The following is a 25014-nucleotide window of genomic DNA, read 5'->3' on the forward strand; positions in this document are numbered from 1 at the left end:
AGAACTAGACAGGCGGTCACGGAAGAAAGGCCGTGCCGTGGGTTACCCGTGTATTTGACAGTCCTTGGATAAAGGCTTGCCTCACAACGGGACGCGTATTGTAGCACAGCGCAATCCGGCCGCGAACCCCGCTGTGCCGGGCGATGGCGTGCCTCGCCCGCGTCACGGCCGCTTCATCTTGCAGACGGTCGGCAAGACGGTGCGCTCGGGCGGCAGCGCCAGCACCGTGCGAAAACCGTTGCCGGAGCCTTCGTTATCGAAATGCACGCCCGGCGTGCCGGCTTTGTCCATCTGCATCACGTAAAGGGGCTGGATCAGTTGATGATCGTCGGCGCGCATCCACGAGGCGTGGAAGCCGTTGTCGAACTTGATTCCTTCGAGGGCTTTCGCCACGGCCGTCGGGTCGGCACTGCCGGCGCGCGTCATTGCCGCGGCCAAGGTTTCGATCATCAGCGGCATGCGCAGCACCGGGTAATCGTCCTGCGCGGCCGGGAAACGGGCCCGGAAGGCGGCGTACCAGGCGTCGGACGCCGCGCCGCCGGCGTTCGGATGCCAGTCGGCCACCGCAATCACATGGCCGACGCCGGCGTCTCCCAACGCGGCGGGCGCGCCGAGGCTGTTGCCGTAGAACGTGTAGAACTTCGTGTCCAGCCCCTGCTCGCGCGCGGCCTTGACGAGCAGCGTCAGGTCGTTGCCCCAGTTGCCCGTGATCACCGCGTCCGCCCCGCTCGCGCGGATTTTCGCGATATACGGCGCGAAGTCCTTCACGCGCCCGATTGGATGAAACTCGTCGCCGACCACCGCGATGTCCGGACGCTTCGTCGCCAGCGTCGAACGCGCGAGGCTGCTGACGTCGTGGCCGAAGCTGTAATCCTGGTTCAGCAGATAGACCTTCTTCACCGCCTTGTCGCGCTGGATCACATCGGCCAGCGCGTCCATGCGCATGCCCGCGTGCGCGTCGAAGCGGAAATGCCAGAAGCTGCAGTTGGCGTTGGTCAAGGCGGGGTCGTCGGCGGAATAGTTGAGGAACAGTTCGCGGTTGGCCGGTTCGCGGCTGTTTTGCTTGTCGATCGCGCCGATCAGCGCGGCGGCGACCGCCGAACTGTTGCCCTGCATGATGTAGCCGATATGGCGGTCGGCGGCCGCGCGCAATTGCGTGAGCGCCTCTTCGGTGCCGCCCTTGCTGTCGAGCACGACCAGTTCGAACGGATGCGCGCCGTCGGCGAGCTTCACGCCGCCGTGCGCATTGACCTGCTCGACGCCGTAGCGCAAGTTGCGCTCCACCGCCGCGCCCGCGTTGGCGAACGGGCCGGACATGCCTTCGATCAGCGCCAACTGGATCGGCGCGCCGGTGGGTTTGCTCGCCGGCTTCGCCGCCGCGTTAGCTACCAAGTTAGCCGCCGGGCTAGCTGCGGGGCCGGCAACCGGGTTAGTCGCAGTCGCGCCCGGCTCGCTCGCCGCGTACGCCACCGCAGCCATCGACATCGCCGCCAGCGCCGCTGCCGCCGTCCGTTGCCACTTCGCCATCGTCATCGCCCCGCCTGATTGGTGAAAGCGCGGATCATAGGGCGTTCAGGACGGAATAAGCAAGCCGGTGCAAGCGTTATCGTATTGCCCGGCCGGCTCTTCACGAAGCGCAAATCTTTTGCCACAGCGCGTGTCAAAATAATGCGTCTCGATGATAAAAACCGCTACTCAAACGCCATCGGAGGAATACATGTTCAACCGCCATCACACCACGGCGGCCTCGATCGGAGCGCCGGCCGCAGGGCGCCTGCGCCGCGCGGCGCTTGTCTGCCTGAGCGCGCTGGCGCTTGCCGGCTGCGTGCAGCCGTGGCAGCAATACACCCAAGGCGCGGACGAATCGACCATTGTCGCGCGCCTCGGGCCGCCGCGCGAAAGCTACGACCTGCCCAACGGCGGCAAGCGGCTGATGTGGCCGACCCAGCCGATGGGCGAAACCACCACCGCAGCCGACATCGACGCGGCCGGCAAGATCGTCAATGTGCGCCAGGTGCTGCAGCCCAACGAGTTCTATCGCGCGGAAATCGGCAAATGGACCAAGAGCGACGTGCTGGTGAACTTCGGCCGCCCGGTCGAAACGTCGTATTTCCCGCTGATGAAGCGCGAAGTCTGGACCTATCGCTATCTGGAAGACAACGTCTGGTACATGATGTACAGCTTTTATTTCGACGACCAGGGCATCGTGCGGCTTACGCAGAAGACGCCCGATCCGTTGCACGATCCGGATCGCCGCAGCCTGTTCTGAGCGCCGCCTGATCCGATTCGCATGGATCTACGAAGCCGCCTTCCCGGGCGGCTTTTTTTTATTTATTACGCATGGCGGCGAATTTTATTTCGCGCACAGCGGATTTATTTTTTGATAGAAAGGCATTTGTAAGTATTGATTTGGCGCTGGCCTCTTGTGAGGCCACACGGGCTTAGCCGTGAATTCGGCGCCGAATGAATGCGCCCCACTTACGGAGCCGCTATCGATGAATCGTCCCAAACGCCTGCTGGTCGCCAACGTCGCCTGGGCGCATGAAACCGCCGTGCGCAACCCCGAGTTTTTCCGTGATCTGGTGCGTGGCCAGAATCCCCACGTACTGTGGATCGGCTGCTCGGACAGCCGCGTGCCCGCCGAGACCATCACGCATTGCGAGCCGGGCGACCTGTTCGTCCACCGCAACATCGCCAACCTCTTTCAGCCCGACGACGACAATTCGGCGAGCGTCCTCGAATATGCGGTGAAGGTGCTGAAGGTCGGCCACGTGATCGTCTGCGGCCACTACGGATGCGGTGGCGTGCGCGCCGCGCTGCTGCCGCCCGAGCCGAGCCTGCCGCATGTGAATCGGCGGATCGCGCCGCTTTGCACGCTAGCCAAAGCGCATCGCGAAGAACTGCGGGACCACGAGAGCGAACGTGAGCGTGTGAATCGCCTCGCCGAGCTGAACGTGCTCGAACAGGTGCGTGGGTTGCGCGCGCACCCCATCGTACGGGGCGCCGACCCGGCGCCGCTCGTGCACGGCTGGATCTTCGCGCTCGAAGACGGGCGCATCAAGGTCCTCACGTCCGGCTATGAAGCCGACGACGCGATGACCTGCACGACCGCCGCCCACAGCGCCGCCGCCTAGCGTGACACCCACGCGACACCTCATGCGAATCCGATCCGGTTCAGCTTTCGCCGCATACCAGGCCCCACTCCTCACTGCACCGACACCATGAACCTTCGAGCTTTTTTCTCCACGTTTCAGCGCGACCTGCTTGCAGGCACGGTCGTTTTTCTGGTTGCCCTGCCGCTCTGTCTGGGCATTGCCAACGCATCGGGCGTCGAGCCATTTGCCGGGCTCGTCTCGGGCATCGTCGGCGGGCTGGTGGTGGCCGTGCTGAGCGGCTCACGCTTGAGCGTGAGCGGGCCGGCGGCGGGCCTCGTCGTGATCGTCATCGACGGGATCGCGCAGCTTGGCAGCTTCTCCGCGTTCCTGCTGGCCGTGCTGCTGTCCGGCGCGATCCAGTTCGGTTTCGGCATGCTCAAGGCCGGCCGTTTTGCGGCCTATGTACCGTCGCCGGTGATCAAGGGCATGCTCGCGGCCATCGGCGTGCTGCTGATCGTCAAGCAGTTTCCGCTCGCGCTCGGGTTATCCAGCGTGAATGCGGCGTCCGGTGCGCAAGCCACTGCGCAGACAGCAGGTGCGATTGCGACGCCATTCGGTTCGATCTCAGTGGCGGCTTGCGTGATCACCTTGCTATCGCTAGCAATTCTGATCGGCTGGGAAACGCGCGCATTTCGACGTTTTGCTTTGGTGCGCCGCGTACCGGCGCCGCTCGCCGTCGTTCTGCTGGGGATCGGCGCGACGTTGCTGCTCAGCGTGCTGGCGCCGTCGCTCGCCCCGCCCGCCGAACATCGGGTCGCCCTGCCGCCGCTGGAATCGTTCGCGGCGTTGCAACTCGCCTTGGAATGGGCCGACTTCGGTCCGCACTTCGCGCAACTCGTCAATCCCGATGTGTGGCGCGTCGCCATCACGCTGGCGATCGTCGCGAGTCTGGAAACGCTGCTGAGTCTCGAAGCCGTCGAGCAGATCGATCCCGAACGGCGCGCCGCGCCGCCGGATCGCGAGCTGAAGGCGCAAGGTGTCGGCAATCTGATTGCGGGCGCGATCGGCGGATTGCCGATCACGTCGGTGATCGTGCGTAGTTCAGCCAATGTTCACGCGGGCGCGCAAAGCCGGCTCTCGGCGATCATTCACGGCGTGCTGCTGCTCGTCAGCGTGTTTGCGCTCACTAGTGTCATCAACCTGATTCCGCTCGCCTGTCTCGCGGCGATCCTGATCTTCACGGGGCTGAAGCTCGCCAAGCCGTCGCTGTTCGTCGCCGTCGCGAAACAGGGCTTTGCGCCGTTCGCACCGTTTATCGTCACCCTCGTCGGCGTGCTTGCGACCGACCTACTGATCGGCATCGTGCTCGGCATTCTGTGCAGCGTGCTGCTCGCGCTGTATGCGAATCTGCGCAGTCCGATCGTGCTCGCGCAACACGGCGATCACTATCTGTTGTCGTTTCGTAAGGACGTGTCGTTTCTCGGCAAAGTGGCGCTCAAGCACTACCTGCAGCAGGTTCCCGACGGCGCCACCTTGATCGTCGATGCGACGCGCGCCGATTTCGTCGACCACGACGTGCGCGAACTGCTCGACACGTTCGTGGCCGATGCGCCGCGCCGCGGCATCGCCGTCGAAGTACGGCACCAGGTGCAGGCACAGGCGCGCGCGTCACGCGGCTGGTCGATGCGGCGCGCGGCGACGGAGTAACGCTGCTCGCAATGAACAAAGCCCCGTGCCAATCAAGGCACGGGGCTTTCTTAACTCATACGACAACGATGGCCACGCTGTCGTGCCGTCAGCGCGCTGCTACCACGCCGCTCACTCCGAACGTTGCGGATTCAACTTGTCCGCGTTCGAATACAGCTTGTTGAGCGCCGAGATATACGCCTTCGCCGAAGCCGCGACGATATCCGGATCGGTGCCCACGCCGTTGACGATGCGCCCGCTCTTCGACAAGCGCACGGTCACTTCGCCTTGTGCCTGCGTACCGGTGGTGATCGCGTTCACCGAATACAGCAACAGTTCCGAGCCGCTGCCCACTTCCGTTTCGATCGCGTTCAGCGTGGCGTCGACCGGACCGTTGCCGCGCGCTTCGCCGGTCACTTCCTTGCCTTCCATGGAGAACACGATCTTCGCGTGCGGCTGCTCGCCGGTTTCCGAATGTTGCGACAGCGACAGGAACTTGTAGTGCTCCTTCTCCTGCGCCTCAGCCGATTCTTCCGTGACGATCGCGATAATGTCCTCATCGAAGATTTCCGATTTGCGGTCGGCCAGTTCCTTGAAGCGCGCAAACGCCGTGTTCAATTCGGCTTCGCCATCCAGCGCGATGCCCAGTTCCTGCAGACGCTGCTTGAACGCGTTACGGCCGGACAGCTTGCCGAGCACGATCTTGTTCGCGCTCCAGCCCACGTCCTCGGCGCGCATGATTTCGTAGGTGTCGCGCGCCTTCAGTACGCCGTCCTGATGGATACCCGAAGCATGCGCAAACGCGTTCGCGCCGACCACCGCCTTGTTCGGCTGCACGACGAAACCGGTGATCTGCGACACCAGCTTCGAAGCCGGCACGATCTGTGTGGTATCGAGCCCGATATCGAGGCCGAAGTAGTCCTTGCGGGTCTTCACCGCCATCACGATTTCTTCGAGCGACGTGTTGCCCGCGCGCTCGCCGAGGCCGTTGATCGTGCACTCGACCTGACGCGCGCCACCGATCTGCACGCCGGCCAGCGAGTTCGCCACCGCCATGCCGAGGTCGTTATGGCAATGCACCGAGAACACCGCTTTATGCGAGTTCGGAATGCGCTCGCGCAGCGTTTTGACAAGCTGACCGTACAACTCCGGCACGCCATAACCGACTGTGTCGGCGATGTTAATCGTGGTCGCGCCTTCGGCAATCACCGCTTCCAGCACGCGGCACAGAAAGTCCATATCCGAGCGGCTGCCGTCTTCCGGCGAGAACTCGACGTCGTCGGTGAATTTGCGGGCGAAACGCACGGCCAGCTTCGCTTGCTCGAACACCTGGTCCGGCGTCATGCGCAGCTTCTTTTCCATGTGCAACGGCGAGGTTGCAATGAATGTGTGGATGCGAAAGTGATCGGCGGGTTTGAGCGCGTCGGCCGCGCGCTGAATGTCTTTGTCGTTCGCGCGGGCGAGCGAGCAGACCGTGCTGTCCTTGATCAGGCCCGCGATCGTATGGATCGAATCGAAGTCGCCGTTCGAGCTTGCCGCGAAGCCTGCTTCGATCACGTCCACTTTCATCCGCTCGAGCTGCTTCGCGATACGGATTTTCTCTTCTTTCGTCATCGACGCGCCGGGCGATTGTTCGCCGTCTCGCAACGTGGTGTCGAATATGATCAGTTTGTCGGACATGTCGAGTCTCCTGCGGAGTCGTTCAATTGTGGGGATGGGATATTGGAATTCGGCTGTCTGCGCCACCGCTGGCGACACTCGATCACGGAGAAGGCGGACGGAGGGTAAAAACGATCAGCGTGACCCAAAGCGTGACAATCAGCGCGGCGGACGCTCCAGCATGGGCACCGCTCAGCGGCGCGCCGCCTGTCGAGGCTCGTTGCGCGTTTCGACAACGAACGTGAACGCATTGATCCAACGACTATAGCGACATTCCCGCCGCCATGCAATTAGCGCCGGACCTGCCTGTGACGGGCCGCGGGGCGCCGCCGGACGGGCTCGCCGAACGAAAAACGGCGGGCCGAGAGCCGCCGTTTTCCCATGTCGTGCCTGGCAGCGCACGCAAACGAGCCGCTACCTGTCTACCGACACCGATCGAGCCGGATTCGCCCTGCCCCGTACCGCCTGATAACCCCAGAACACGTAGCCGGACAGGCCGTACAGCACGAACAGGCCGAACAGCATCAGCGGCGGGTCCGAGGACACCAGCACGAACGCGACCACCACCAGCAGAATCACGCCGAACGGCACGCGATGTCGCACGTCGAGCGCCTTGCCGCTATAGAACGGCGCGTTCGACACCATCGTCACGCCGGCATAGATGGTCAGCACGAAGGCCACCCACGGCAGCCAGACCAGCTTGAGCGGCACGCGGTTGTCGGTGGCGAGCCACACGAAACCGGCGATCAGCGCCGCCGCGGCCGGGCTCGGCATGCCCTGGAAGAAACGCTTGTCGACCACGCCGATGTTCGTGTTGAAGCGCGCGAGACGCAACGCCGCGCCCGAACAATAGACGAACGCCGCGAGCCAGCCCCACCGGCCGAGGTCCTTCAGAATCCACTCGTACATCACGAGCGCCGGCGCCACGCCGAACGACACCATGTCCGACAGGCTGTCGAACTGCTCGCCGAACGCGCTTTGCGTATGCGTCATGCGGGCGACGCGGCCGTCCATGCCGTCGAGCACCATGGCCACGAAGATCGCGATGGCCGCGACCTCGAAGCGCACATTCATGGCCTGCACCACGGCAAAGAAGCCGCAGAACAGCGCCGCCGTGGTGAAGGCGTTCGGCAGCAGATAAATGCCGCGCTTTCTCAGGAACTGCTGACGCTTGGCGCGCCGACTGTCGACCGCCGCCTCCGTCACCATCGGCTTGTTACGGCGAAACGGACGCGGAAGCGGTCCGCTGTTACGGGGTCGACGCGGTTTGAATGCGGCCATTCGGAAACCCTCCTTGGTGCCGCTTTATAGTTCAGCGAGGATCGTGGACGACGCCGAAACCTTCTCGCCGATCGACACACGCGGACGGCTGCCCACCGGCAGATACACGTCGACGCGCGAACCGAAGCGGATAAATCCGTAACGTTGACCACGGGTGAGCGGCTCACCTGCCCGTACGTAGCAAAGAATGCGCCGCGCGATCAGACCGGCGATCTGCACCGAGGTCACCGTCTGGCCACCGGCCATTTCGATCACCACCGCATTGCGCTCATTTTCGGTGGAAGCCTTGTCCACCGCGGCATTCAGATACGCGCCCGGGAAATATTCGACCTTGGAGATCGCGCCATCCACCGGCGAGCGTTGCGAGTGGACGTTGAAGACGTTCATGAACACGCTGATCTTCAGCGCTTCACGATTGGCATACGGATCATGCGCGGTTTCGACCGCGACGATACGGCCGTCGGCCGGGCACAGCACGGCATTCGCCTGCGTGGGGATCGGGCGCGCCGGATCGCGGAAGAACTGCACGACGAAGATCAGGAGGAGCCAGAACAGCCATGAAAAGCCGAACCCCGCGATGAAGTGAACCAGGAGTGCAACGACGGCCGCGATGGCGATGAACGGCCAGCCTTCTCGCGCGATGATCGGATGAGGGTAATTCATGAATGGCTTCTGTGTTTTTGTAAAACCGTAGGATAGCAAAAGCCGCCCAGGGTTCAGCACCCTTGGACGGCTTTTCGATCTGTCCGGCACTTACGGCATAGCGCCGCACCGGACATGAGCTGGAACCCGCTTAGTTCTTCGACTGGTCGACCAGCTTGTTCGCAGCGATCCACGGCATCATGGAACGCAGCTTCGCACCGACCTGTTCGATCTGATGCTCGGACGTCAAACGGCGGCGCGACTGCAGCGTCGGTGCGCCGGCCTTGTTTTCGATGATGAAGCTCTTCGCGTACTCGCCCGTCTGAATGTCGGTCAGCACAGCCTTCATCGCCTTCTTCGTTTCAGCCGTCACGATACGCGGACCCGTCACGTACTCGCCGTATTCAGCGTTGTTCGAGATCGAGTAGTTCATGTTCGCGATGCCGCCTTCGTAGATCAGGTCGACGATCAGCTTCAGTTCGTGCAGGCATTCGAAGTACGCCATTTCCGGCGCGTAGCCCGCTTCCACCAGCGTTTCGAAGCCGGCCTTGATCAGGTCGACCGTCCCGCCGCACAGCACGGCTTGTTCGCCGAACAGGTCGGTTTCCGTCTCTTCGCGGAAGTTGGTTTCGATGATGCCGGCACGGCCGCCGCCGTTCGCTGCCGCGTACGACAGTGCGATGTCACGTGCTGCGCCCGACTTGTCTTGCGCAACCGCGATCAGGTGCGGCACGCCGCCACCTTGCGTGTAGGTGCCGCGAACCGTGTGGCCCGGCGCCTTCGGCGCGATCATGATGACGTCGAGGTCGGCACGCGGAATCACCTGACCGTAGTGAACGTTGAAGCCGTGAGCGAATGCCAGCGCAGCGCCTTGCTTGGCGTTGGCGTGCACTTCCTTGGCATAGACTTCGGCGATCTGCTCGTCCGGCAGCAGCATCATGACGACGTCTGCGCCCTTGACGGCTTCCGCCACTTCCTTGACTTGCAGGCCGGCGTTCTCAGCCTTGCTCCACGATGCGCCGCCCTTGCGCAGACCGACCGTGATGTTCACGCCGCTTTCCTTCAGGTTCAGCGCGTGCGCATGGCCTTGCGAGCCATAGCCGATGATGGTGACTTGCTTGCCCTTGATGAGGGAGAGGTCAGCGTCCTTGTCGTAGAAAACTTTCATGTCGGTTCCTTGGCTAAATTCGATGATTCAGTGAAATTCAAATGCTGCAAATAGTGTGTTGCTTGGCCGAGTTCTTGAAGGCACGGCCCGGCCTGGATCGAGACGATCTGAACGCTCGCGCGTCACACCTTTAGAATGCGCTCGCCGCGACCGATCCCCGAGCTGCCCGTGCGGACCGTTTCGAGAATCGCGGTGGCGTCGAGCCCTTCGATAAAGGCATCGAGCTTGTCGCTCGCGCCCGTCAGTTCGATCGTGTAGGTCTTTTCGGTAACGTCGATGATGCGGCCGCGGAAAATATCCGACATCCGTTTCATCTCCTCACGTTCCTTGCCGACCGCCCTCACCTTGATCAACATCAGCTCGCGTTCGATGTGGGCGCCCTCGGTAAGGTCGACCACTTTCACCACCTCGATCAGGCGGTTCAGATGCTTCGTGATCTGTTCGATCACGTCGTCCGAGCCAATGGAGACGATGGTCATGCGCGACAGCGAACGGTCTTCGGTCGGAGCCACCGTCAAGGTTTCAATGTTGTAGCCGCGTGCGGAGAAGAGACCAACCACGCGTGATAACGCGCCCGGTTCGTTTTCCAGCAGGACGGAAATGATGTGTCTCATGTTTCGCTTCTTCCAGATGTTTTGTCGATGTCTGCGAACGGTTCGCGCCGCTTCGTCCGCCCTCGCCTTTCATGAAGGCGCGCGGGACGAAGCCGGCACAGATGCCGTCGTTATAGATCTTCCGAACCCATGAGCATCTCGGTGATGCCCTTGCCGGCCTGAACCATCGGCCAGACGTTTTCGGTCGGATCGGTCTGGAAATCGAGAAACACCGTGCGATCTTTCAGGCGCAGCGCTTCCTTGAGCGCCGGCTCGACATCGGCCGTGCGTTCGATACGCATGCCGACGTGGCCGTACGCCTCGGCGAGCTTCACGAAATCCGGCAGCGCATCCATGTACGAATGCGAATAGCGCTTGCTGTATTCGATCTGCTGCCACTGGCGCACCATGCCCAGATAGCGGTTGTTGAGCGAAATGATCTTTATCGGAGTCTCGTACTGCTTGCAGGTGGAGAGCTCCTGGATACACATCTGGATCGAGCCTTCGCCCGTGATGCAGAGCACGTCGTCGTCCGGGTGCGCCATCTTCACGCCCATCGCCGCCGGCAGGCCGAAGCCCATCGTGCCGAGACCACCGGAGTTGATCCAGCGGCGCGGCTTGTTGAAGCGATAGAACTGCGCCGCCCACATCTGGTGCTGGCCGACGTCGGAACACACGAAGGCATTGCCGTCGGTCAGTTCCCACGCCTTTTCCACCACGTACTGCGGCTTGATGATCTCGCTCTTGCGGTCGAACTTGAGGCAGTCTTTCGCGCGCCAAGCTTCGATGTCCTTCCACCAGTCGGCGAGCGCCGCGGTGTCCGGGCCATGCTCGGCCGTTTGCAACTGCTCGATCAGCTCCTTCAGCACTTCCTTCACGTCGCCGACGATCGGAATATCGACCTTGACGCGCTTGGAGATGGAGGAAGGATCGATGTCGATATGGATGATCTTGCGCGGACGCGACGAGAAGTGCGCCGGGTCGCCGATCACACGGTCGTCGAAGCGCGCGCCGATCGCGATCAGCACGTCGCAGTGCTGCATCGCCATGTTGGCTTCGTACGTGCCGTGCATGCCGAGCATGCCGAGGAATTTCTTGTCGCTCGCGCGGTAACCGCCCAGACCCATCAACGTGTTGGTGACGGGATAGCCGAGCAGATCGGCGAACTGGTTCAGCTCACGCGAGGCGTCCGCGAGAATGATGCCGCCGCCGGTGTAGATATAAGGACGCTTGGCCGACAGCAACAAGGCCACGGCCTTGCGAATCTGACCGGAGTGACCCTTCGTGACCGGGTTGTACGAGCGCAGCGAAACCGTCTTGAGCGGTTCGTACTGGCACGGCGCCTTCGACACGTCTTTCGGAATGTCGATCAGCACCGGGCCGGGACGGCCGGTACGGGCAATATAGAAGGCTTTCTTGACGGTGGCGGCGAGGTCGCGCACGTCCTTCACGAGGAAGTTGTGCTTCACGCAAGGACGCGTGATGCCGACCGTGTCGCACTCCTGGAACGCATCCTGACCGATCGCGGCAGTCGGCACCTGGCCGCTGATCACCACCATCGGAATCGAATCCATGTATGCGGTGGCGATGCCGGTCACCGCATTGGTGACGCCGGGGCCGGAGGTCACGAGGCATACACCGACCTTGCCGGTGGAACGCGCATAGGCGTCGGCGGCGTGGACCGCGGCCTGCTCGTGGCGCACGAGGATATGCTGGAACTTGTCCTGCTTGTACAGCTCATCGTAAATGTAGAGTACCGAGCCGCCGGGATAGCCCCACACAAACTCGACGTCTTCGTCGGCCAGTGCCTTCATGAGCACGGTGGCGCCGATAGAGTCAGCTTCGGGATGGGGTGTCGTATCCGACGTGGAGAATTCCGCGCTGGGCATATTCATTAATTCACCTTTCGAAATTTCGGCAAAAATTTGATCGGGTGCTCTCTGCCGGGCTTGTGGCTCGGGTTCAAGCGGCGCGTCCAGTTGACAGGTGAGCTTCTTGGGCCACACCTCAATTGAGACAAGTCACTTATGTTGCGAACCAGCGACGATATCTGCAGACGCCCGCGCGGTCAAGCAAATATTGCCGTGGCGCCTTCCGCCAAATCTCGAAATTGACCGAAACCTTGTTATAGAGATGCAAGGTGAATCGCGTTTCGCCCCAGCGGCGCAAAAGTTTGTTAGCATCCGCGAGTTTTACGACATTTTTCGACCGATTACGCGCACGCTCGCTGCGCCGACCCCCAACGGATGGCATCAGACAAGGAACTCGCCGATTTTCTGGCGGGCGTCGAAAGGCGCGCATTCAAGCAGACGGTCTACGCCGTGCGGGACGACGACGCCTCGCTGGATATCGTGCAGGACGCGATGATCAAGCTCGCCGAAAAATATGGCGACCGTCCGGCCGCCGAACTTCCGCTGCTGTTTCAGCGTATTCTGCAGAATGCGATGCACGACTATTTCCGTCGTGCCAAAGTGCGCAATACTTGGGTTAGTCTGTTTTCGTCGCTCGGCAACGCCGACGACGAGGATTTCGACCCCCTCGAAACCTTCGAGGCCCAGCAAGGCTCGGCGGGCTCCGAGAGCAACGAACAGAAACTCGAACGCGAACAGGTCCTGCAGTTAATCGACGACGAGATCCAAAAGTTACCGGCACGTCAACGGGAGGCGTTTCTCATGCGTTATTGGGAAGATATGGATGTCGCCGAGACTGCCGCCGCAATGGGCTGCTCCGAAGGCAGTGTGAAAACGCACTGCTCGCGGGCCACCCACACGCTGGCGCAAGCGCTCAAGGCCAAAGGAATCACGCTATGAGCTCCCTCGAAACTAAAGAACTCGAGTTCGCCCGCCAGGTGCGCCGCGCGCTCGACGAAAACGCCGCCAGCATTCCGTCCGCCACCGTCGATCGACTCGCCGCGGCGCGCCGCGCCGCGCTCGCCCGCAAGAAGCCCGAAACCGTGAGCGCGCCGGTGTTCGTGCCGGCCCTCGCCGGCGCGGGCATGCCCGCCGGCATGCCGCAGGTTGAACTGCCGCAGCGCCGCCGTTCGCCGCTGCGCCGCTTCGCGCTTGCGTGGCCGCTCGCCGCGCTGGTCGTCAGCCTCGTGGGCATTGCCTACTGGGAAGACCAGCAACGCACCGCCGAACTCGCCGATATCGATGCCGCCATGCTAAGCGACGACCTGCCGCTCAATGCCTATCTCGACCACGGTTTCAACGCGTACCTTTCACGCGCCCACTGAGCGGGAGATTCTTCGGGTGAGTTACAAGCGCGGCCTGGCCGTTGTTTTCGGATGCACGATCGCGGCCCTGGTGTCGTTTGCCGCGACTTATCCGCGCTTTTATCCGAGCCCGTCGCCCGTCAGCGCGCCTGCCGCAGGCGGCAACGCGACCGCCAAGGCGCCCGCGCCGACGCTCGCCGTCGAATTGCCCAGCCTGCCCGGCAGTAACAGCCCGATGGCGTGGTCGCGCCTGACGTCGGCCGAGCATATCGCGCTCGCGCCGTTCGAGGCCCAATGGGATTCCTTCAGCGACGAACGCAAGCGAAAATGGATCAAGATCGCATCGCGTTACCCGAAGATGTCGGCTGATGCGCAAAAACGCCTGCATGAGCGCATGACTGAATGGACCCGTATGACGCCCGACCAGCGGCGCGTCGCACGTGAAAATTACCAGGTCTCGAAGGAACTGCCACGCGAAACTCGTCAGAACGCGTGGAAGGCTTATCAGCAGTTGCCCGAAGAGCAGAAGGAACGGCTTGCCGCCAGCGAGCGCAAGCGGCGGCCCAGCGTGGTCAGCGCGCCGCCGTCGGGTCGCAGTGAAATCAAGGGGCTCGATCGTCTGGTGAATGCACGCGACCACGGCGCAAGTGGCGCCGCAGCGGTGAGCGCTGCCGCAGCCGCCTCGTTGCCTAGCCCAGCTGCCGCGCCGCCGATTCCCGCCGCCGGAAGCTTTGTGCCCGCGACGCCGCTGCCGGTTTCGCCGGCTGAAGCGCCGTCGATCTTCAACGGTTCCTGAGCCCGGCCGCGCCTTGTCCCAGCCGCTCACGACCCCGGCACTGGCTGCCGATACCAACGGCAACGCACCGACCGTTCGGCGGCGCCTCGCGGCGCTGCTCTACGAAGCGCTGCTCCTGTTCGGCGTGGTGTTCGTCGCCGGCTATCTGTTCAGCACGCTGACGCAGCAACGCAACGGTCTGACCCATCACAACCTGCTGGCAACATGGATCGGCCTCGTGGTCGGCGTGTATTTCGTCTGGTTCTGGACCCACAGCGGCCAGACTTTACCGATGAAAACCTGGCGTCTACGCGTGGTCGCCGCGGACGGCGCGCCCCTGTCTACCGGCCGCGCGATTGCCCGCTACGCGCTCGCGTGGCTGTGGTTTCTGCCGCCGCTCGCGCTGCATCCGCTGCTCGGACTCAAACTGCCGCAGACATTGCTGATCGCCGGCATCTGGTTCGTGCTGTGGGCGGCTACCGGCCGTTTCGATCCGCAGCGTCAATTCCTGCACGACCGCCTCGCCGGCACACGGGTTATCAGCGTTTCGCGCTAAGCCGTCGCGGCTCAGCCGGTCGATTATTTCGCCCTCCTGCCGAGTCGCCATCGCCTTGCGCGAGCCTCGCCAGACGCCGCCGCACTGACCGCCCGATTATTTCGCGCTGCTGTCGGTCCGCTACCACACGACGCGCCTCACGCAGGCCGCGGCTGTGCTGACCTCTCAGTTATTTCACCCTCCCATCGGTCCGCCACCCGTCGGCGCGAGCCACGCCTGCCGCGGGCCATCAGCGTTCCGAGCTCCGCCCTTCACGCCCACCAGCTCCCCTCCCGCCCCCACAGTAATAAGAACTTCTCATGACTGTCACGGCACAGTCACGCACACTTGGCCCAATACGGGCACCGCAACTCGACGCGTGAGCCATGGACCCCAAAACGTCCGCGACTTCCCTGTTCCGCCAGACCGGCCCGAGCGTCGACCCTGTCGCGTTCCGCCCGGAACCCAACCATAGTCACGGCTTGCCGTTGCCCGTGGCGCCACTGCCGCTCGACGGCAATGCCAGTCATCACGACGACGATCACGCCGAGCCGCACCGCTATCGCACCATCTGGCTGTCCGACATCCATCTCGGCTCGAGCGGCTGCCAGGCGCCCTATCTGCTCGACTTCCTGCGTCACAACGAGTCGGAGTATCTGTACCTCGTCGGCGACATCATCGACGGCTGGCAACTGAAGAAAGGCTGGTACTGGCCGCAGGCGCACAACGACGTCGTGCAGAAAGTGCTGCGCAAGGCGCGCAAAGGCACTCAGGTGATCTACGTGCCCGGCAATCACGACGAAGCCGCGCGCCAGTTCTGCGACCTCGCGTTCGGCGACATCCACGTGCGCGGCGAGGCGTTTCACACCACGCTCGCCGGCAAGCGTCTGTGGATCGTGCACGGCGATCTGTTCGACGGCGTGATCCAGCACGCCAAGTGGCTCGCCTATCTCGGCGACACGCTCTACACCATGATTCTGATCCTGAACCGCTGGTTCAACCGGATCCGCAGCCGGCTCGGTTTTCCGTACTGGTCGCTGTCGCAGTACCTGAAGCATCAGGTGAAGAACGCGGTGAATTTCATCTCCTCGTTCGAACGCGTAATGACCGACGAAGCACGCCGCCGCGGCTGCGACGGCGTGGTCTGCGGGCACATCCATAAAGCCGAGATACGCGATATCGACGGCGTCCTGTATTGCAACGACGGCGACTGGGTCGAAAGCCTGTCGGCACTCGTCGAGACATATGAAGGCGAACTGAAGGTGATCTACTGGACCGTGATGCGCTCCCCGGAAGTGGGCGTGCAAAAGGCCCGGGCGACCGCGTAGTCCCTCTTAACTTCTATTGGGCCAAAACCGATGAAGATCATGATCGTCACCGATGCATGGGAACCGCAGGTCAATGGCGTCGTGCGCACGCTGAAAAACACCACGCGCGAACTCAGCGCGCTCGGCCATCACGTCGATCTGCTGACGCCGCTGGAATTCAAAACGATCCCTTGCCCGACTTATCCTGAGATCCGCCTCTCGCTGCTGCCGCGCCGCAAGCTGCGCGAGCGTATCGACGCCTTCTCGCCCGACGCGCTGCACATCGCCACCGAAGGCCCGCTCGGCATGGCCGCGCGCGCCTACGCGATCCAGCACAAGCTGCCGTTCACCACCGCTTATCACACGCGTTTTCCGGAGTACGTGCAGGCGCGCTTCGGCATTCCGCTCAACGCGACCTACAAGTTCCTGCACTGGTTTCACAAGCCGTCGCTGGCCGTGATGGCGCCCACGCCGGTCGTCAAGAGCGACCTCGAGAAATTCGGTTTCACCAACGTCGTGCTGTGGACACGCGGCGTCGACCTGGACATCTTTCACCAGATGGACTCGAAGGTGCTCAACAGCGCGCGGCCGATCTTTCTGTACGTGGGACGCGTGGCGGTCGAGAAGAACGTCGAAGCGTTTCTGAAGCTCGATCTGCCCGGTTCGAAGTGGGTCGCCGGTGAAGGTCCGGCGCTAGCCGAACTGAAGTCGCGCTATCCGCAAGCGAATTACCTGGGCGTGCTGACGCAGGCCGAACTGGCGAAGGTCTATGCGGCGGCCGACGTCTTCGTGTTCCCAAGCCGCACCGACACGTTCGGGCTCGTGCTGCTCGAAGCGCTCGCCTGCGGCACACCGGTCGCGGCGTATCCCGTCACCGGTCCGATCGACGTGCTCAGCGACGGCGGCGCCGGCGCGATGCACGAAGACCTGCGCGAAGCCTGCCTCGAAGCCTTGAAGATCGATCGCAACCATGCGCGCGCGTGGGCCGAACGCTTCTCCTGGGCGGCGGCCTCCGAGCAATTCGCCGCGCATCTGAAGCCGCTGCCGCGCGCCTCGTATCGCGAGGAAAGCGCCGCCGCGTGACGCGGCGTGCCGAGCTGTCCATGCGAACCAGACCATCCACCGTGGGGCGCGCGCCGAACGGCGCGCTGCGTGCCGTCGATGCCGACAACGACAACGACAACGCGAGCATCGAACCGTTCGACGACGTAAGCGAGCCAGGCACGTCGAATCATGCGGATCACGCGCATGGTTTGAACGGCATGCACGGCGCGAGCGTTGCGAACGGAACGCAACAAAACGGCACGCAACACGACACGCAGCACGAACCCCTCAGTCCCGACGATCCACTCACGCCGCTGCCTTTCAATCCCTACAAAGGCAATCGCGGCCTCACGCGCGCCTGGCACGCGATGAAAAATTCGCTCGCCGGCTTTCGCGTGGCGATTCGCGAGGAAAGCGCGTTTCGCCAGGAGCTCACGCTCGCCGCGATCCTGATTCCCTGCGGCGTGCTGGTGCCGGTCGAGCCGGTGTCGCGCGTGTTGCTGCTCGGCTCCGTGCTGCTCGTACTGATCGTCGAGTTGCTGAATTCGAGCGTGGAAGCGGCCATCGACCGGATTTCGCTCGAACGCCACGAACTCTCGCGCCGCGCGAAGGATCTCGGCAGCGCGGCCGTGATGGTCGCCCTCGGCATGTGCCTGATGACGTGGCTGCTGATCGTCGGGCCACTGGTCGTGCATTGGATCAAGGCATGGCTGTGAAGTCACGTGCCACCGCGTTTCAACGCGCTCGAGCCGCCGCCGAACGGCGCGCGAAATCGCCTTGAGCAATGAAAACCCTGACTATCCGCTTGGTATAAGAACGCTCGGTTTATAATCGTCCGATACACCAACCGCGTCCGGGCGGATCACGCAAAGAGCGGCACGCCGCCGTGTGCCCCAGCCCGGCTAACCAGGGCCGGACGACATGGAAGCCAAACCTCCCCGCCGCACGCGCGAACGGATTCTCGAACTGTCGTTGAAGCTGTTCAACGAAATCGGCGAGCCGAACGTCACGACGACGACGATCGCCGAGGAAATGGAAATCAGTCCAGGCAACCTGTACTACCACTTCCGCAACAAAGACGACATCATCAACAGCATCTTCAGCCAGTTCGAGCAGGAGATCGAAAAGCGTCTGCGTTTTCCCGACGACCATCGCGCGACCATCGACGAAATGTGGTCGTATCTGCAGTACATGGTCGATTTCACGTGGCGCTATCGTTTCCTGTATCGTGACCTGAACGATCTGCTGGCGCGCAATCGCACGCTCGAAACGCATTTCAAGCAGATCATCAGCCACAAGGTGCGTTTTGCGAGCCAGTTCTGCGAACAGCTCGTCGCCGACGGCGAAATGGTCGTCACGCCGGAAGAGCTGCACGTGATCGCCACCAACGTCGGCGTGATCGGCACGTATTGGCTCTCGTACCAGTTCGTGATGAACCCGCGCAAATACAACGAGCAGGAAGCGATGCGCGCGGAGCTGCATCAGGTGAGCGTACAGATCGTGTCGCTGATGGCGCCTTATCTGCGCGGCCGCTCGCGGCAGATTTTCGACGACCTCGTGTCGGGCAAGCTGCCCAAGCGCGAGTTTTACGACTACCTGCCGCCCAAGGAAGGCGCCGCGCCCCGCAACGAACCGAAGGACGTTTGAGCATGAAGTCGGTGTGTGTGTATTGCGGCTCTTCCAACGGAGCCAAACCTTTGTATGCGGAAGCGGCGCGTGCCTTCGGCCGCGCGCTGGTGCAAGCCGATCTGGCGCTGGTGTACGGCGGCGGCAAGGTCGGCCTGATGGGCGTGATCGCCGACACGGTGATGGCCGAAGGCGGCCGCGCGATCGGCGTGATTCCCGAGTTGCTGGTCAACAAGGAAGTCGGCCATAACGGCCTGACCGAACTGCATGTCGTGCCCGACATGCATCATCGCAAGAAGATGATGGCCGACCTGTCCGACGCGTTCGTCGCGATGCCTGGCGGCGCGGGCACGCTCGAAGAGCTGTTCGAGGTCTATACGTGGGCGCAACTCGGCTACCACCAGAAAGCGGTGGCACTGTTGAATATCGACGGCTTCTACGATCCGTTGATCAACATGCTTCAGCACACGGTCGACGAAGGCTTCATGCGCCAGACCTATTTCGACATCCTGCAGATCGACGCCGATCCTGCCGGCTTGATCGGCAAGCTGCAACGCTACCAGCCGCCCGTCAGCGACAAGTGGGCGATCAAGCGCGACGCGGTCTGACTTTCCCCCAACGATGAGGTTGCGATGACGAAAGCCGTTCTGATCACCGGTGGCAGCCGCGGCATTGGCCGCGCGACCGCGCGTTTGCTGGGTGCGCGCGGCTGGTCCGTCGGCGTGAATTACGCGCGCAATCTCGCCGCGGCGCAGGACACCGCCGCTGAAGTGGAACGCGCCGGCGGCCGAGCGTTGACGATTGCGGGCGATGTCGCGAATGAAGCCGACGTTCTCGCGATGTTCGATGCGCTTCAGCAGAAGTTCGGGCGGATCGATGCGCTCGTCAATAACGCCGGGATCGTCGCGCCGTCCAGCCAACTCGCCGATATGGACCTCGCGCGTCTGAAGCGCATGTTCGACGTCAACGTGCTGGGCGCGTATCTGTGCGCGCGCGAAGCCGCGCGGCGCATGTCGACTGATCGCGGCGGCGCGGGCGGCGTGATCGTCAACGTGTCGTCGGCAGCGTCGCGCCTTGGTTCGCCGAACGAATACGTCGACTACGCCGGCTCGAAAGGCGCCGTCGACACCATGACGCTCGGCCTCGCCAAGGAACTCGGCCCGCGAGGTGTGCGCGTGAACGCGGTGCGCCCTGGCTTGATCGACACCGAGATCCACGCGAGCGGCGGCAAGCCCGAGCGCGCCGCGCAACTCGGCGCGACCACACCATTGGGTCGCCCCGGCACGGCCGACGAAGTGGCGGAAACCATCGTCTGGTTGTTGAGCGACGCTGCCTCGTATGTGACGGGCGCGCTACTCGATGTGTCGGGCGGGCGTTAGGTCTCGCTGTCCTGCTCGTTACGTGCCGCATGCATGTCAGCCGAGCGGCGGCGAGTGCGCGCGCGCCTAGAACGATGAACCAGGAGTGCGCAGGAAGGCGATTTCTTCAGCCGTCGAGGGACGCCCGAGCGGCGCATTGCGATGCGGAAAGCGTCCGAAACGCTCGATGATTTCCGCGTGCCGCACCGCGGACCGGTAATACGACTTGCCGCCCGGCTCCGCGTTCAACTGCGTGAAGAGACGCAGCGACTCCCGCTGGCTCTCGGCCGTTTCATCGTGCTCGAACGGCAGATAAGCGAACGCGCGATGATGCACGGTAGGCAACAAGCGGTCCGCCCCGCTCGCGACTATCTGCTGCGCGATATGCAAGGCCTTCTGATCGGCGGCGAACGCGCGCGCTGTGTCGCGGTGACAATTGCGCGAGAACTGATCCAGCACGATGACGAGCGCCAGCGCGCCGAGCGGTGTTTGCGTCCAGCTATCGAGCGCGGATTCGCGCGCCGAGTCGATCAGGGTACCGAAGCGTTCCCGCAGCATCGCGTCGAAAGCCGCATTGCGTGAAAACCAGATTTTGCGCTCCGTGCCGAACTCCGCTGCACCCGGTACTCCAAACCAGCAGTCGAGGACTTCGCGTGCTTCCTGAGGCAAGTCAGCATAGTCCGCGGATGCCGCGCCGGATGTCTGGCCCAACCCCAACCCGTTAGCCATTCCGGTTGCGCATCCAGTCAGCCGTTTCGAAGAACGAGCCGAGCAGGCGCTCCCTCAGCGGCTCGGCAAGACCGACATCTTCCATCGCCCACGCCATGCATCTGAGCCATTGATCGCGCTCGCTGGAGGCGATCGCGAACGGCAAATGCCGCGCGCGCAAACGCGGATGCCCGAACCGGCTGATGTAGTGATCAGGGCCGCCCATCCAGCCGCACAAAAACCAGAAGAACTTGTCGCGCGAACCGTCGAGCGATTCCGGATGCAACGCGCGGATTCCGGCGAAATCCGCTTCGAGATCCATCAAGTCGTAAAAGCGGTCGACCAGTTCGCGCACACGCGCTTCGCCGCCGACCAGTTCGAAGGCCGTCGGCTGCGCCGCGGACACTTCGTCGTTCAAATCACTCATACCTGCTCACTAACCGATAAGAAAAAATCACGCGTCCCGCAGCGATTGCAACGCCGGCCGCGCCAGCACATGCCGCAGGCTCAGCCAGCCGCCCACGCCGGCACACGCGATGCCGGCGGCAATGCCCGCCGGCAACAACCAGGGATTGAAACTCAGATAGAACTCGAAGACGCGCGTCGCCAGCACGTAGCCGATGGCCTGCGCGCCGGCCGCCGCCATCAACCCCGCTAGCGCGCCCACCGCGACGAACTCGGCGATCTGCACCGCCCGCACCTGACGATGCGACGCGCCCAGCGCGCGCAGCAGCGCGGATTCTCGCATACGCTCATCACGCGTGCCGGCGAGCGCCGCGTACAGCACGAGCACGCCCGCCGCGAGCGTGAACGCGAACAGGAACTGCACGGCGCCGATCACCTGCTGCAACACGCGTTGCACCTGGGCGAGAATCGGACCGGTGTCGATAGCCGTGAGGTTCGGATAGGCGGCGATCAGGCCGTCGATGGTCGACTGTTTTTCCTGCGGCAAATGGAAGCTCGTGATGAACGTCGCCGGGAAATCCTGCAAGGCAGCGGGCGGCATCAGCACGAAAAAGTTGACCTTGAACGAACCCCAGTCGAGCTTGCGCACACTCGTGACCGGCGCGTCGATCTGCAAGCCGGTCACATCGAAACGCAGCATGTCGCCGGGCTTCACGTTGATCAGCTTGGCGAGGCCCTGCTCGATCGAAATCTGCGACGTTTTCGTGTCGCCGTACCACGTGCCGGCGGCGAGGCGGTTGTCGTCGGGCAGCTCAGTCGTGTACGACAGATTGAATTCGCGATCCACGAGACGCTTGGCGTCGTCGCCCTTGAACGAATCCGGATTGACCGGCTTGCCGTTGATCGCCGTCAGCCGTCCGCGCACCATCGGCGCGAGCACCGTGCCGGGCACGCCATGCGTGCTCAGATATTGGGTGACGGCGTCACGCTGGTCGGGCTGGATGTCGATGATGAACTCGTTCGGCGCATCGGGCGGCGTCGATTTGCGCCAGCCGGCCACGAGGTCGTTGCGCGTCATCGCGATCAGCAACAGGCACATCAGTCCGATGCCGAGCGCGGTGATCTGCAATGCGCTCGCGCTGCTGCGCCGTTCGAGCGACGCCAGCGCATAACGCCAGCCAATGCTCGCATTCACGCGCTCGCTGCGCACGACGCGCGCCGCGCCCCACAGCGCCAGCCGCGCGATGCACGCGAACACCAGCATCCCGCCCGCGAAGCCGCCCGCGACGATTCCGCCGAGCTTCAACTCACCCGCCGCGATGATCAGCAGCGCGGCGAACAGCACGATGCCGAGCGCGTAGGCCGCCCATGCCGTGCGCCCCGCTTCGCCCCATTCGCGGCGCAGCACGCGCACCGGCGGCACGCGCGTAAGTGGCAACAGGGGCGGCAATGCGAAGCCCAGCAGCAGCACGAGACCGGCCGCAATGCCTTCGAGCGCCGGCCATGCCGTCGGATACGGCAGCACCACGTCGATCAAACTGCCGAGCCACGTGAGTAACGCGAGATGCCCGAGGAAACCGAGTGCAACGCCGAGCGCGCCGCCGATCAAACCGAGTCCGACGAATTCGAGCGTGAAGAGCGCACGCAAAGTCGACTGGCTGACGCCGAGGCAACGCATCGCCGCGCAGCCGTCCAGATGACGGCGCATATACCGATGCGCGGCCATCGCAATCGCCACGGCCGCCAGCAACGCGGTGAGCAGCGAGACGAGCGTGAGGAAGTGACTCGCGCGGTCGAGCGTCTGGCGCACTTGCGGCTGGCCGTCCTGCAGCGATTCGAGCGCGACGCCGCGCATCTTGCCGCCGTCCACCCGCTCATGCGCGAACTGCGCGAAACGCGCCACCGACTCGTCCGATCCGGCGACCAGCAAGCGGTACGTCACGCGGCTGCCGTAGGTCACGAGGCCAGTGGATGCGACGTCATCGGCGCGCAGCATCAGGCGCGGCGAGAAATTAACGAATGAGAAACCGCGGTCGAGCTCGCGCGTGATCACCGCGCCGATCGTGAAGTTGCGGCCGCCGACTTTCACCGCATCGCCGACATGCACCTTCAACGCGTCGAGCAGCGCCTGATCGACCCACACGACGCCCGGCGGCGGAATAGACTGCGCCGGATGGTCCGCCGCGCCCGGCGCCGACGCGATGCGCAACGCGCCGCGCAACGGATAACCGGGCGACACGGCCTTGATGGCGGCGAGCCGCGAGACCGGCTGCGCGCCGGTCGAATTGATCATGCTGGGAAAGATCGCCGTGCTGGCGGTATTCAGACCAAGCGCTTTGGCTTGCCCGGCGAATTGCGGATCGACCGGATGATCGGCCCGCACGATGAAGTCGGCGGCAATCATGCGCCGCGCGTCGCGCTCGAGCCCCTGGTGCAGACGGTCAGCCAGAAAGCCGACACTCGACAAAGCCGCCACGGCCAGCACCAGCGCCAGCAGCAGCATCGTCAACTCGCCCGCGCGCCAGTCGCGCGACGTCATGCGAATGGACTGGCGCACCAGATCCATGCCACCGAACCGGCGCGTCGTCGTCGGTAAAGCCGTGCGCGCCGTGGAACCCCGTACCGTATCGCTCAATCGTGCCTGCTCCTGGCAAAGCGCGACACCATGTGCGTCGCCATGCCGCGAAAACCGCCCTGCACCCCACGCCAGAGCCGCGGCAATGCCCAGCCGGCCAGCATCAGGAAGCCCACCATCAACACCAGAAAGACGAGCGGCACGAACAGCGCGAGCAGCATGCCGCCGAACACGAGGCCGTCTTCAGCGGTCGAGGTCACGACGTTGGACACCGGTTCCGGCGACAGATTGATCAGCGCGCGCGTGCCTGCTTTAGCAAGGTGCGCCGTACCCGCCAACGTGCCGCCCGCGAGCGCGGCCACGGTCAACAGCGCCGGATCGGCATGGCCAAGCGCGCCGGCTGCCAGCACGGCGCCCGCCGGAATGCGGATGAAGGTATGGACCGCGTCCCACAGCGAATCGAACGCGGGGATCTTGTCGGCGAGGAATTCGGTGACGGTCAGCACGCCCGCCACGCCGATCACCCACGGCGAGGACAACGCGGACAGCGTATCGGGAAGATGGATGAAGCCGAGCCGGGCGAACACGCCGGCCAGCAGGACCGTCAGATAGAGGCGCAGGCCGCTGCCCCATGAGAGGCCCGCCGCGAGCGAAAGTGATTCAAGCATGGCCGCCTCCAGGCGCGCTGTGCGTGCCGGGCGCTTCGGCGGGCCACTAATGAGGAAGCCGCATCGAAGTCGTCAGACCCGCGCCAAGCCGGTCGCGCCAAATGGGCCGCGGACAATTTCAGGTTGGATTCGATCTCATTATAGCCACGTTAATTCGCAGAACGCAGAGCGGAGATTAAATGGCGAGTTCGAGTGGGACGCCGCCCGGGCATCGGCGGACTCGGCGAATGGGCCCGGCGGCGGTTTGGAATGCGGGGCTCAATGCCCCGAAGACAGCTTCAATCCGATCAAGCCGATCACGATCAGCGCCGCGCTGGCGACCCGCGCGACGCTCAACGCCTCGCCCATCATCACAATCCCGAAGATGAACGCGCCGACCGCACCGATCCCGGTCCACACCGCGTAGGCGGTGCCGAGCGGCAACTGGCGCATGGCCATGGCGAGCAGCACAAAGCTGCCGAGCGCGGTCACGACCGTGAACACGGACGGCCAGAGACGGGTAAAACCCTCGGAGGTTTTGAGACCGGCCGCCCACGCGACTTCGAGCAAACCGGCAATCAACAGAAGAATCCAGGACATGAGACAGCTCCATGGTCAGATGGGGCCGTCCCCGTTTGTGAAACCGCAAGGTCGTCCTTACGAACTGTAATTATATCAAAACCGCCCAGGCGCCGC

At 63.5% G+C, this 25014-nt stretch carries 25 protein-coding genes; 13 read left to right on the top strand and 12 right to left on the bottom strand.

The annotated features are described in order from the left end of the window. Positions 1–162 precede the first annotated feature (162 nt). Complete coding sequence (locus tag PQR42_RS31450; RefSeq protein ID WP_408388336.1) at positions 163–1533, bottom strand: branched-chain amino acid ABC transporter substrate-binding protein; 1371 nt, start codon at positions 1531–1533, stop codon at positions 163–165. 184 nt (positions 1534–1717) lie between these two features. On the opposite strand from PQR42_RS31450, the gene PQR42_RS31455 reads away from it, so the two are divergent. The 3 genes from PQR42_RS31455 (at position 1718) to PQR42_RS31465 (ending at position 4802) form a co-directional block, all read left to right on the top strand. Continuing rightward, on the top strand, positions 1718–2269 hold the full coding sequence (locus PQR42_RS31455) for a hypothetical protein (RefSeq protein ID WP_408214528.1): 552 nt from the start codon (positions 1718–1720) through the stop codon (positions 2267–2269). A gap of 226 nt (positions 2270–2495) precedes the next feature. Beyond that, positions 2496–3134, top strand: a complete 639-nt coding sequence (locus tag PQR42_RS31460) for a carbonic anhydrase (protein WP_408388338.1) — start codon at positions 2496–2498, stop codon at positions 3132–3134. Positions 3135–3221: 87 nt separating this feature from the next. Continuing rightward, the gene (locus PQR42_RS31465; RefSeq protein ID WP_408388340.1) at positions 3222–4802 is read left to right on the top strand and encodes a SulP family inorganic anion transporter; all 1581 of its coding nucleotides are present in this window, start codon (positions 3222–3224) and stop codon (positions 4800–4802) included. A gap of 111 nt (positions 4803–4913) precedes the next feature. Here the strand turns inward: PQR42_RS31465 and PQR42_RS31470 are convergent, their stop codons facing one another. The 6 genes from PQR42_RS31470 to PQR42_RS31495 all read right to left on the bottom strand — a co-directional run bounded on the left by PQR42_RS31470 (position 4914) and on the right by PQR42_RS31495 (position 12019). Continuing rightward, on the bottom strand, positions 4914–6461 hold the full coding sequence (locus PQR42_RS31470; protein ID WP_408388342.1) for a 2-isopropylmalate synthase: 1548 nt from the start codon (positions 6459–6461) through the stop codon (positions 4914–4916). Positions 6462–6854: 393 nt separating this feature from the next. Further along, a complete protein-coding gene (gene pssA, locus PQR42_RS31475; RefSeq protein WP_408214516.1) occupies positions 6855–7721 on the bottom strand; it encodes a CDP-diacylglycerol--serine O-phosphatidyltransferase in 867 nt (288 codons plus the stop codon). 24 nt (positions 7722–7745) lie between these two features. Continuing rightward, positions 7746–8384, bottom strand: a complete 639-nt coding sequence (locus PQR42_RS31480) for a phosphatidylserine decarboxylase (RefSeq protein WP_012432365.1) — start codon at positions 8382–8384, stop codon at positions 7746–7748. A gap of 130 nt (positions 8385–8514) precedes the next feature. Beyond that, positions 8515–9531 carry a ketol-acid reductoisomerase gene (gene ilvC, locus PQR42_RS31485; protein WP_408214512.1) on the bottom strand — a complete coding sequence of 339 codons (1017 nt, stop codon included), beginning with the start codon at positions 9529–9531 and terminating at the stop codon, positions 8515–8517. Between the two features lie 122 nt (positions 9532–9653). Beyond that, positions 9654–10145: an acetolactate synthase small subunit gene (ilvN, locus tag PQR42_RS31490; protein WP_007175629.1), complete on the bottom strand. Its 492-nt coding sequence runs from the start codon at positions 10143–10145 to the stop codon at positions 9654–9656. A 110-nt stretch (positions 10146–10255) separates the two neighbouring features. Next, positions 10256–12019, bottom strand: a complete 1764-nt coding sequence (locus PQR42_RS31495) for an acetolactate synthase 3 catalytic subunit (protein ID WP_408214509.1) — start codon at positions 12017–12019, stop codon at positions 10256–10258. A 351-nt stretch (positions 12020–12370) separates the two neighbouring features. Here PQR42_RS31495 and PQR42_RS31500 point away from each other — a divergent pair, with 351 nt between their 5' ends. The 10 genes from PQR42_RS31500 (at position 12371) to PQR42_RS31545 (ending at position 20004) form a co-directional block, all read left to right on the top strand. Beyond that, positions 12371–12934, top strand: a complete 564-nt coding sequence (locus PQR42_RS31500; protein WP_012432361.1) for an RNA polymerase sigma factor — start codon at positions 12371–12373, stop codon at positions 12932–12934. Then, positions 12931–13359 carry a DUF3619 family protein gene (locus tag PQR42_RS31505; RefSeq protein WP_408214506.1) on the top strand — a complete coding sequence of 143 codons (429 nt, stop codon included), beginning with the start codon at positions 12931–12933 and terminating at the stop codon, positions 13357–13359. Before PQR42_RS31500 ends, PQR42_RS31505 begins: the two co-directional genes overlap by 4 nt. 16 nt (positions 13360–13375) lie before the next feature. After that, positions 13376–14134 (top strand): DUF3106 domain-containing protein, encoded by a 759-nt coding sequence (locus PQR42_RS31510; RefSeq protein WP_408214503.1) that lies wholly within the window; start codon positions 13376–13378, stop codon positions 14132–14134. 13 nt (positions 14135–14147) lie between these two features. Then, entirely contained in the window at positions 14148–14669 is a 522-nt protein-coding gene (locus PQR42_RS31515; RefSeq protein ID WP_408214500.1) for an RDD family protein, read from the top strand. Positions 14670–15034: 365 nt separating this feature from the next. Beyond that, positions 15035–15976 (top strand): UDP-2,3-diacylglucosamine diphosphatase, encoded by a 942-nt coding sequence (locus PQR42_RS31520; RefSeq protein WP_408214498.1) that lies wholly within the window; start codon positions 15035–15037, stop codon positions 15974–15976. Positions 15977–16006: 30 nt separating this feature from the next. Continuing rightward, positions 16007–17038: a glycosyltransferase family 4 protein gene (locus PQR42_RS31525; RefSeq protein ID WP_408388344.1), complete on the top strand. Its 1032-nt coding sequence runs from the start codon at positions 16007–16009 to the stop codon at positions 17036–17038. 20 nt (positions 17039–17058) lie between these two features. Next, entirely contained in the window at positions 17059–17715 is a 657-nt protein-coding gene (locus PQR42_RS31530) for a diacylglycerol kinase (protein WP_408388346.1), read from the top strand. 205 nt (positions 17716–17920) lie between these two features. Beyond that, on the top strand, positions 17921–18646 hold the full coding sequence (locus tag PQR42_RS31535; RefSeq protein ID WP_132375276.1) for a TetR/AcrR family transcriptional regulator: 726 nt from the start codon (positions 17921–17923) through the stop codon (positions 18644–18646). Between the two features lie 2 nt (positions 18647–18648). Next, positions 18649–19233 carry an LOG family protein gene (locus tag PQR42_RS31540; RefSeq protein ID WP_132375278.1) on the top strand — a complete coding sequence of 195 codons (585 nt, stop codon included), beginning with the start codon at positions 18649–18651 and terminating at the stop codon, positions 19231–19233. 24 nt (positions 19234–19257) lie between these two features. After that, the gene (locus PQR42_RS31545; RefSeq protein ID WP_106306719.1) at positions 19258–20004 is read left to right on the top strand and encodes an SDR family oxidoreductase; all 747 of its coding nucleotides are present in this window, start codon (positions 19258–19260) and stop codon (positions 20002–20004) included. A gap of 66 nt (positions 20005–20070) precedes the next feature. Here PQR42_RS31545 and PQR42_RS31550 read toward each other — a convergent pair whose 3' ends face one another. The 5 genes from PQR42_RS31550 to sugE form a co-directional block, all read right to left on the bottom strand. After that, positions 20071–20712, bottom strand: coding sequence for a DUF924 family protein (locus PQR42_RS31550; protein WP_408388348.1), 642 nt, complete (start codon positions 20710–20712; stop codon positions 20071–20073). Further along, a complete protein-coding gene (locus tag PQR42_RS31555; RefSeq protein ID WP_310812467.1) occupies positions 20705–21118 on the bottom strand; it encodes a group II truncated hemoglobin in 414 nt (137 codons plus the stop codon). The genes PQR42_RS31550 and PQR42_RS31555 overlap by 8 nt, the downstream gene beginning before the upstream one ends. A gap of 27 nt (positions 21119–21145) precedes the next feature. Further along, on the bottom strand, positions 21146–23731 hold the full coding sequence (locus tag PQR42_RS31560) for an ABC transporter permease (protein ID WP_408388350.1): 2586 nt from the start codon (positions 23729–23731) through the stop codon (positions 21146–21148). After that, positions 23728–24339, bottom strand: a complete 612-nt coding sequence (locus PQR42_RS31565; protein ID WP_408214481.1) for a DUF4126 domain-containing protein — start codon at positions 24337–24339, stop codon at positions 23728–23730. Before PQR42_RS31565 ends, PQR42_RS31560 begins: the two co-directional genes overlap by 4 nt. Before the next feature lie 258 nt (positions 24340–24597). After that, complete coding sequence (gene sugE / locus PQR42_RS31570) at positions 24598–24918, bottom strand: quaternary ammonium compound efflux SMR transporter SugE (RefSeq protein WP_106280325.1); 321 nt, start codon at positions 24916–24918, stop codon at positions 24598–24600. Positions 24919–25014: the final 96 nt, after the last annotated feature.

Origin of the sequence: Paraburkholderia sediminicola (assembly GCF_046027355.1) — a bacterium.
Lineage (GTDB): Bacteria > Pseudomonadota > Gammaproteobacteria > Burkholderiales > Burkholderiaceae > Paraburkholderia > Paraburkholderia sediminicola_B.

What these genes read in the sequence shown, in the direction of transcription:
- PQR42_RS31530 (WP_408388346.1), top strand. Translation starts at nt 17,059, where the DNA reads ATGCGAACCAGACCATCCACCGTGGGGCGCGCGCCGAACGGCGCGCTG.
- PQR42_RS31565 (WP_408214481.1), bottom strand. Translation starts at nt 24,339, where the DNA reads ATGCTTGAATCACTTTCGCTCGCGGCGGGCCTCTCATGGGGCAGCGGC.
- PQR42_RS31465 (WP_408388340.1), top strand. Translation starts at nt 3,222, where the DNA reads ATGAACCTTCGAGCTTTTTTCTCCACGTTTCAGCGCGACCTGCTTGCA.
- PQR42_RS31525 (WP_408388344.1), top strand. Translation starts at nt 16,007, where the DNA reads ATGAAGATCATGATCGTCACCGATGCATGGGAACCGCAGGTCAATGGC.
- PQR42_RS31480 (WP_012432365.1), bottom strand. Translation starts at nt 8,384, where the DNA reads ATGAATTACCCTCATCCGATCATCGCGCGAGAAGGCTGGCCGTTCATC.
- PQR42_RS31470 (WP_408388342.1), bottom strand. Translation starts at nt 6,461, where the DNA reads ATGTCCGACAAACTGATCATATTCGACACCACGTTGCGAGACGGCGAA.
- PQR42_RS31455 (WP_408214528.1), top strand. Translation starts at nt 1,718, where the DNA reads ATGTTCAACCGCCATCACACCACGGCGGCCTCGATCGGAGCGCCGGCC.
- PQR42_RS31500 (WP_012432361.1), top strand. Translation starts at nt 12,371, where the DNA reads ATGGCATCAGACAAGGAACTCGCCGATTTTCTGGCGGGCGTCGAAAGG.
- PQR42_RS31545 (WP_106306719.1), top strand. Translation starts at nt 19,258, where the DNA reads ATGACGAAAGCCGTTCTGATCACCGGTGGCAGCCGCGGCATTGGCCGC.
- PQR42_RS31550 (WP_408388348.1), bottom strand. Translation starts at nt 20,712, where the DNA reads ATGGCTAACGGGTTGGGGTTGGGCCAGACATCCGGCGCGGCATCCGCG.
- PQR42_RS31450 (WP_408388336.1), bottom strand. Translation starts at nt 1,533, where the DNA reads ATGACGATGGCGAAGTGGCAACGGACGGCGGCAGCGGCGCTGGCGGCG.
- PQR42_RS31460 (WP_408388338.1), top strand. Translation starts at nt 2,496, where the DNA reads ATGAATCGTCCCAAACGCCTGCTGGTCGCCAACGTCGCCTGGGCGCAT.
- ilvC (WP_408214512.1), bottom strand. Translation starts at nt 9,531, where the DNA reads ATGAAAGTTTTCTACGACAAGGACGCTGACCTCTCCCTCATCAAGGGC.
- PQR42_RS31540 (WP_132375278.1), top strand. Translation starts at nt 18,649, where the DNA reads ATGAAGTCGGTGTGTGTGTATTGCGGCTCTTCCAACGGAGCCAAACCT.
- pssA (WP_408214516.1), bottom strand. Translation starts at nt 7,721, where the DNA reads ATGGCCGCATTCAAACCGCGTCGACCCCGTAACAGCGGACCGCTTCCG.
- PQR42_RS31520 (WP_408214498.1), top strand. Translation starts at nt 15,035, where the DNA reads ATGGACCCCAAAACGTCCGCGACTTCCCTGTTCCGCCAGACCGGCCCG.
- PQR42_RS31535 (WP_132375276.1), top strand. Translation starts at nt 17,921, where the DNA reads ATGGAAGCCAAACCTCCCCGCCGCACGCGCGAACGGATTCTCGAACTG.
- sugE (WP_106280325.1), bottom strand. Translation starts at nt 24,918, where the DNA reads ATGTCCTGGATTCTTCTGTTGATTGCCGGTTTGCTCGAAGTCGCGTGG.
- PQR42_RS31495 (WP_408214509.1), bottom strand. Translation starts at nt 12,019, where the DNA reads ATGAATATGCCCAGCGCGGAATTCTCCACGTCGGATACGACACCCCAT.
- PQR42_RS31505 (WP_408214506.1), top strand. Translation starts at nt 12,931, where the DNA reads ATGAGCTCCCTCGAAACTAAAGAACTCGAGTTCGCCCGCCAGGTGCGC.
- ilvN (WP_007175629.1), bottom strand. Translation starts at nt 10,145, where the DNA reads ATGAGACACATCATTTCCGTCCTGCTGGAAAACGAACCGGGCGCGTTA.
- PQR42_RS31555 (WP_310812467.1), bottom strand. Translation starts at nt 21,118, where the DNA reads ATGAGTGATTTGAACGACGAAGTGTCCGCGGCGCAGCCGACGGCCTTC.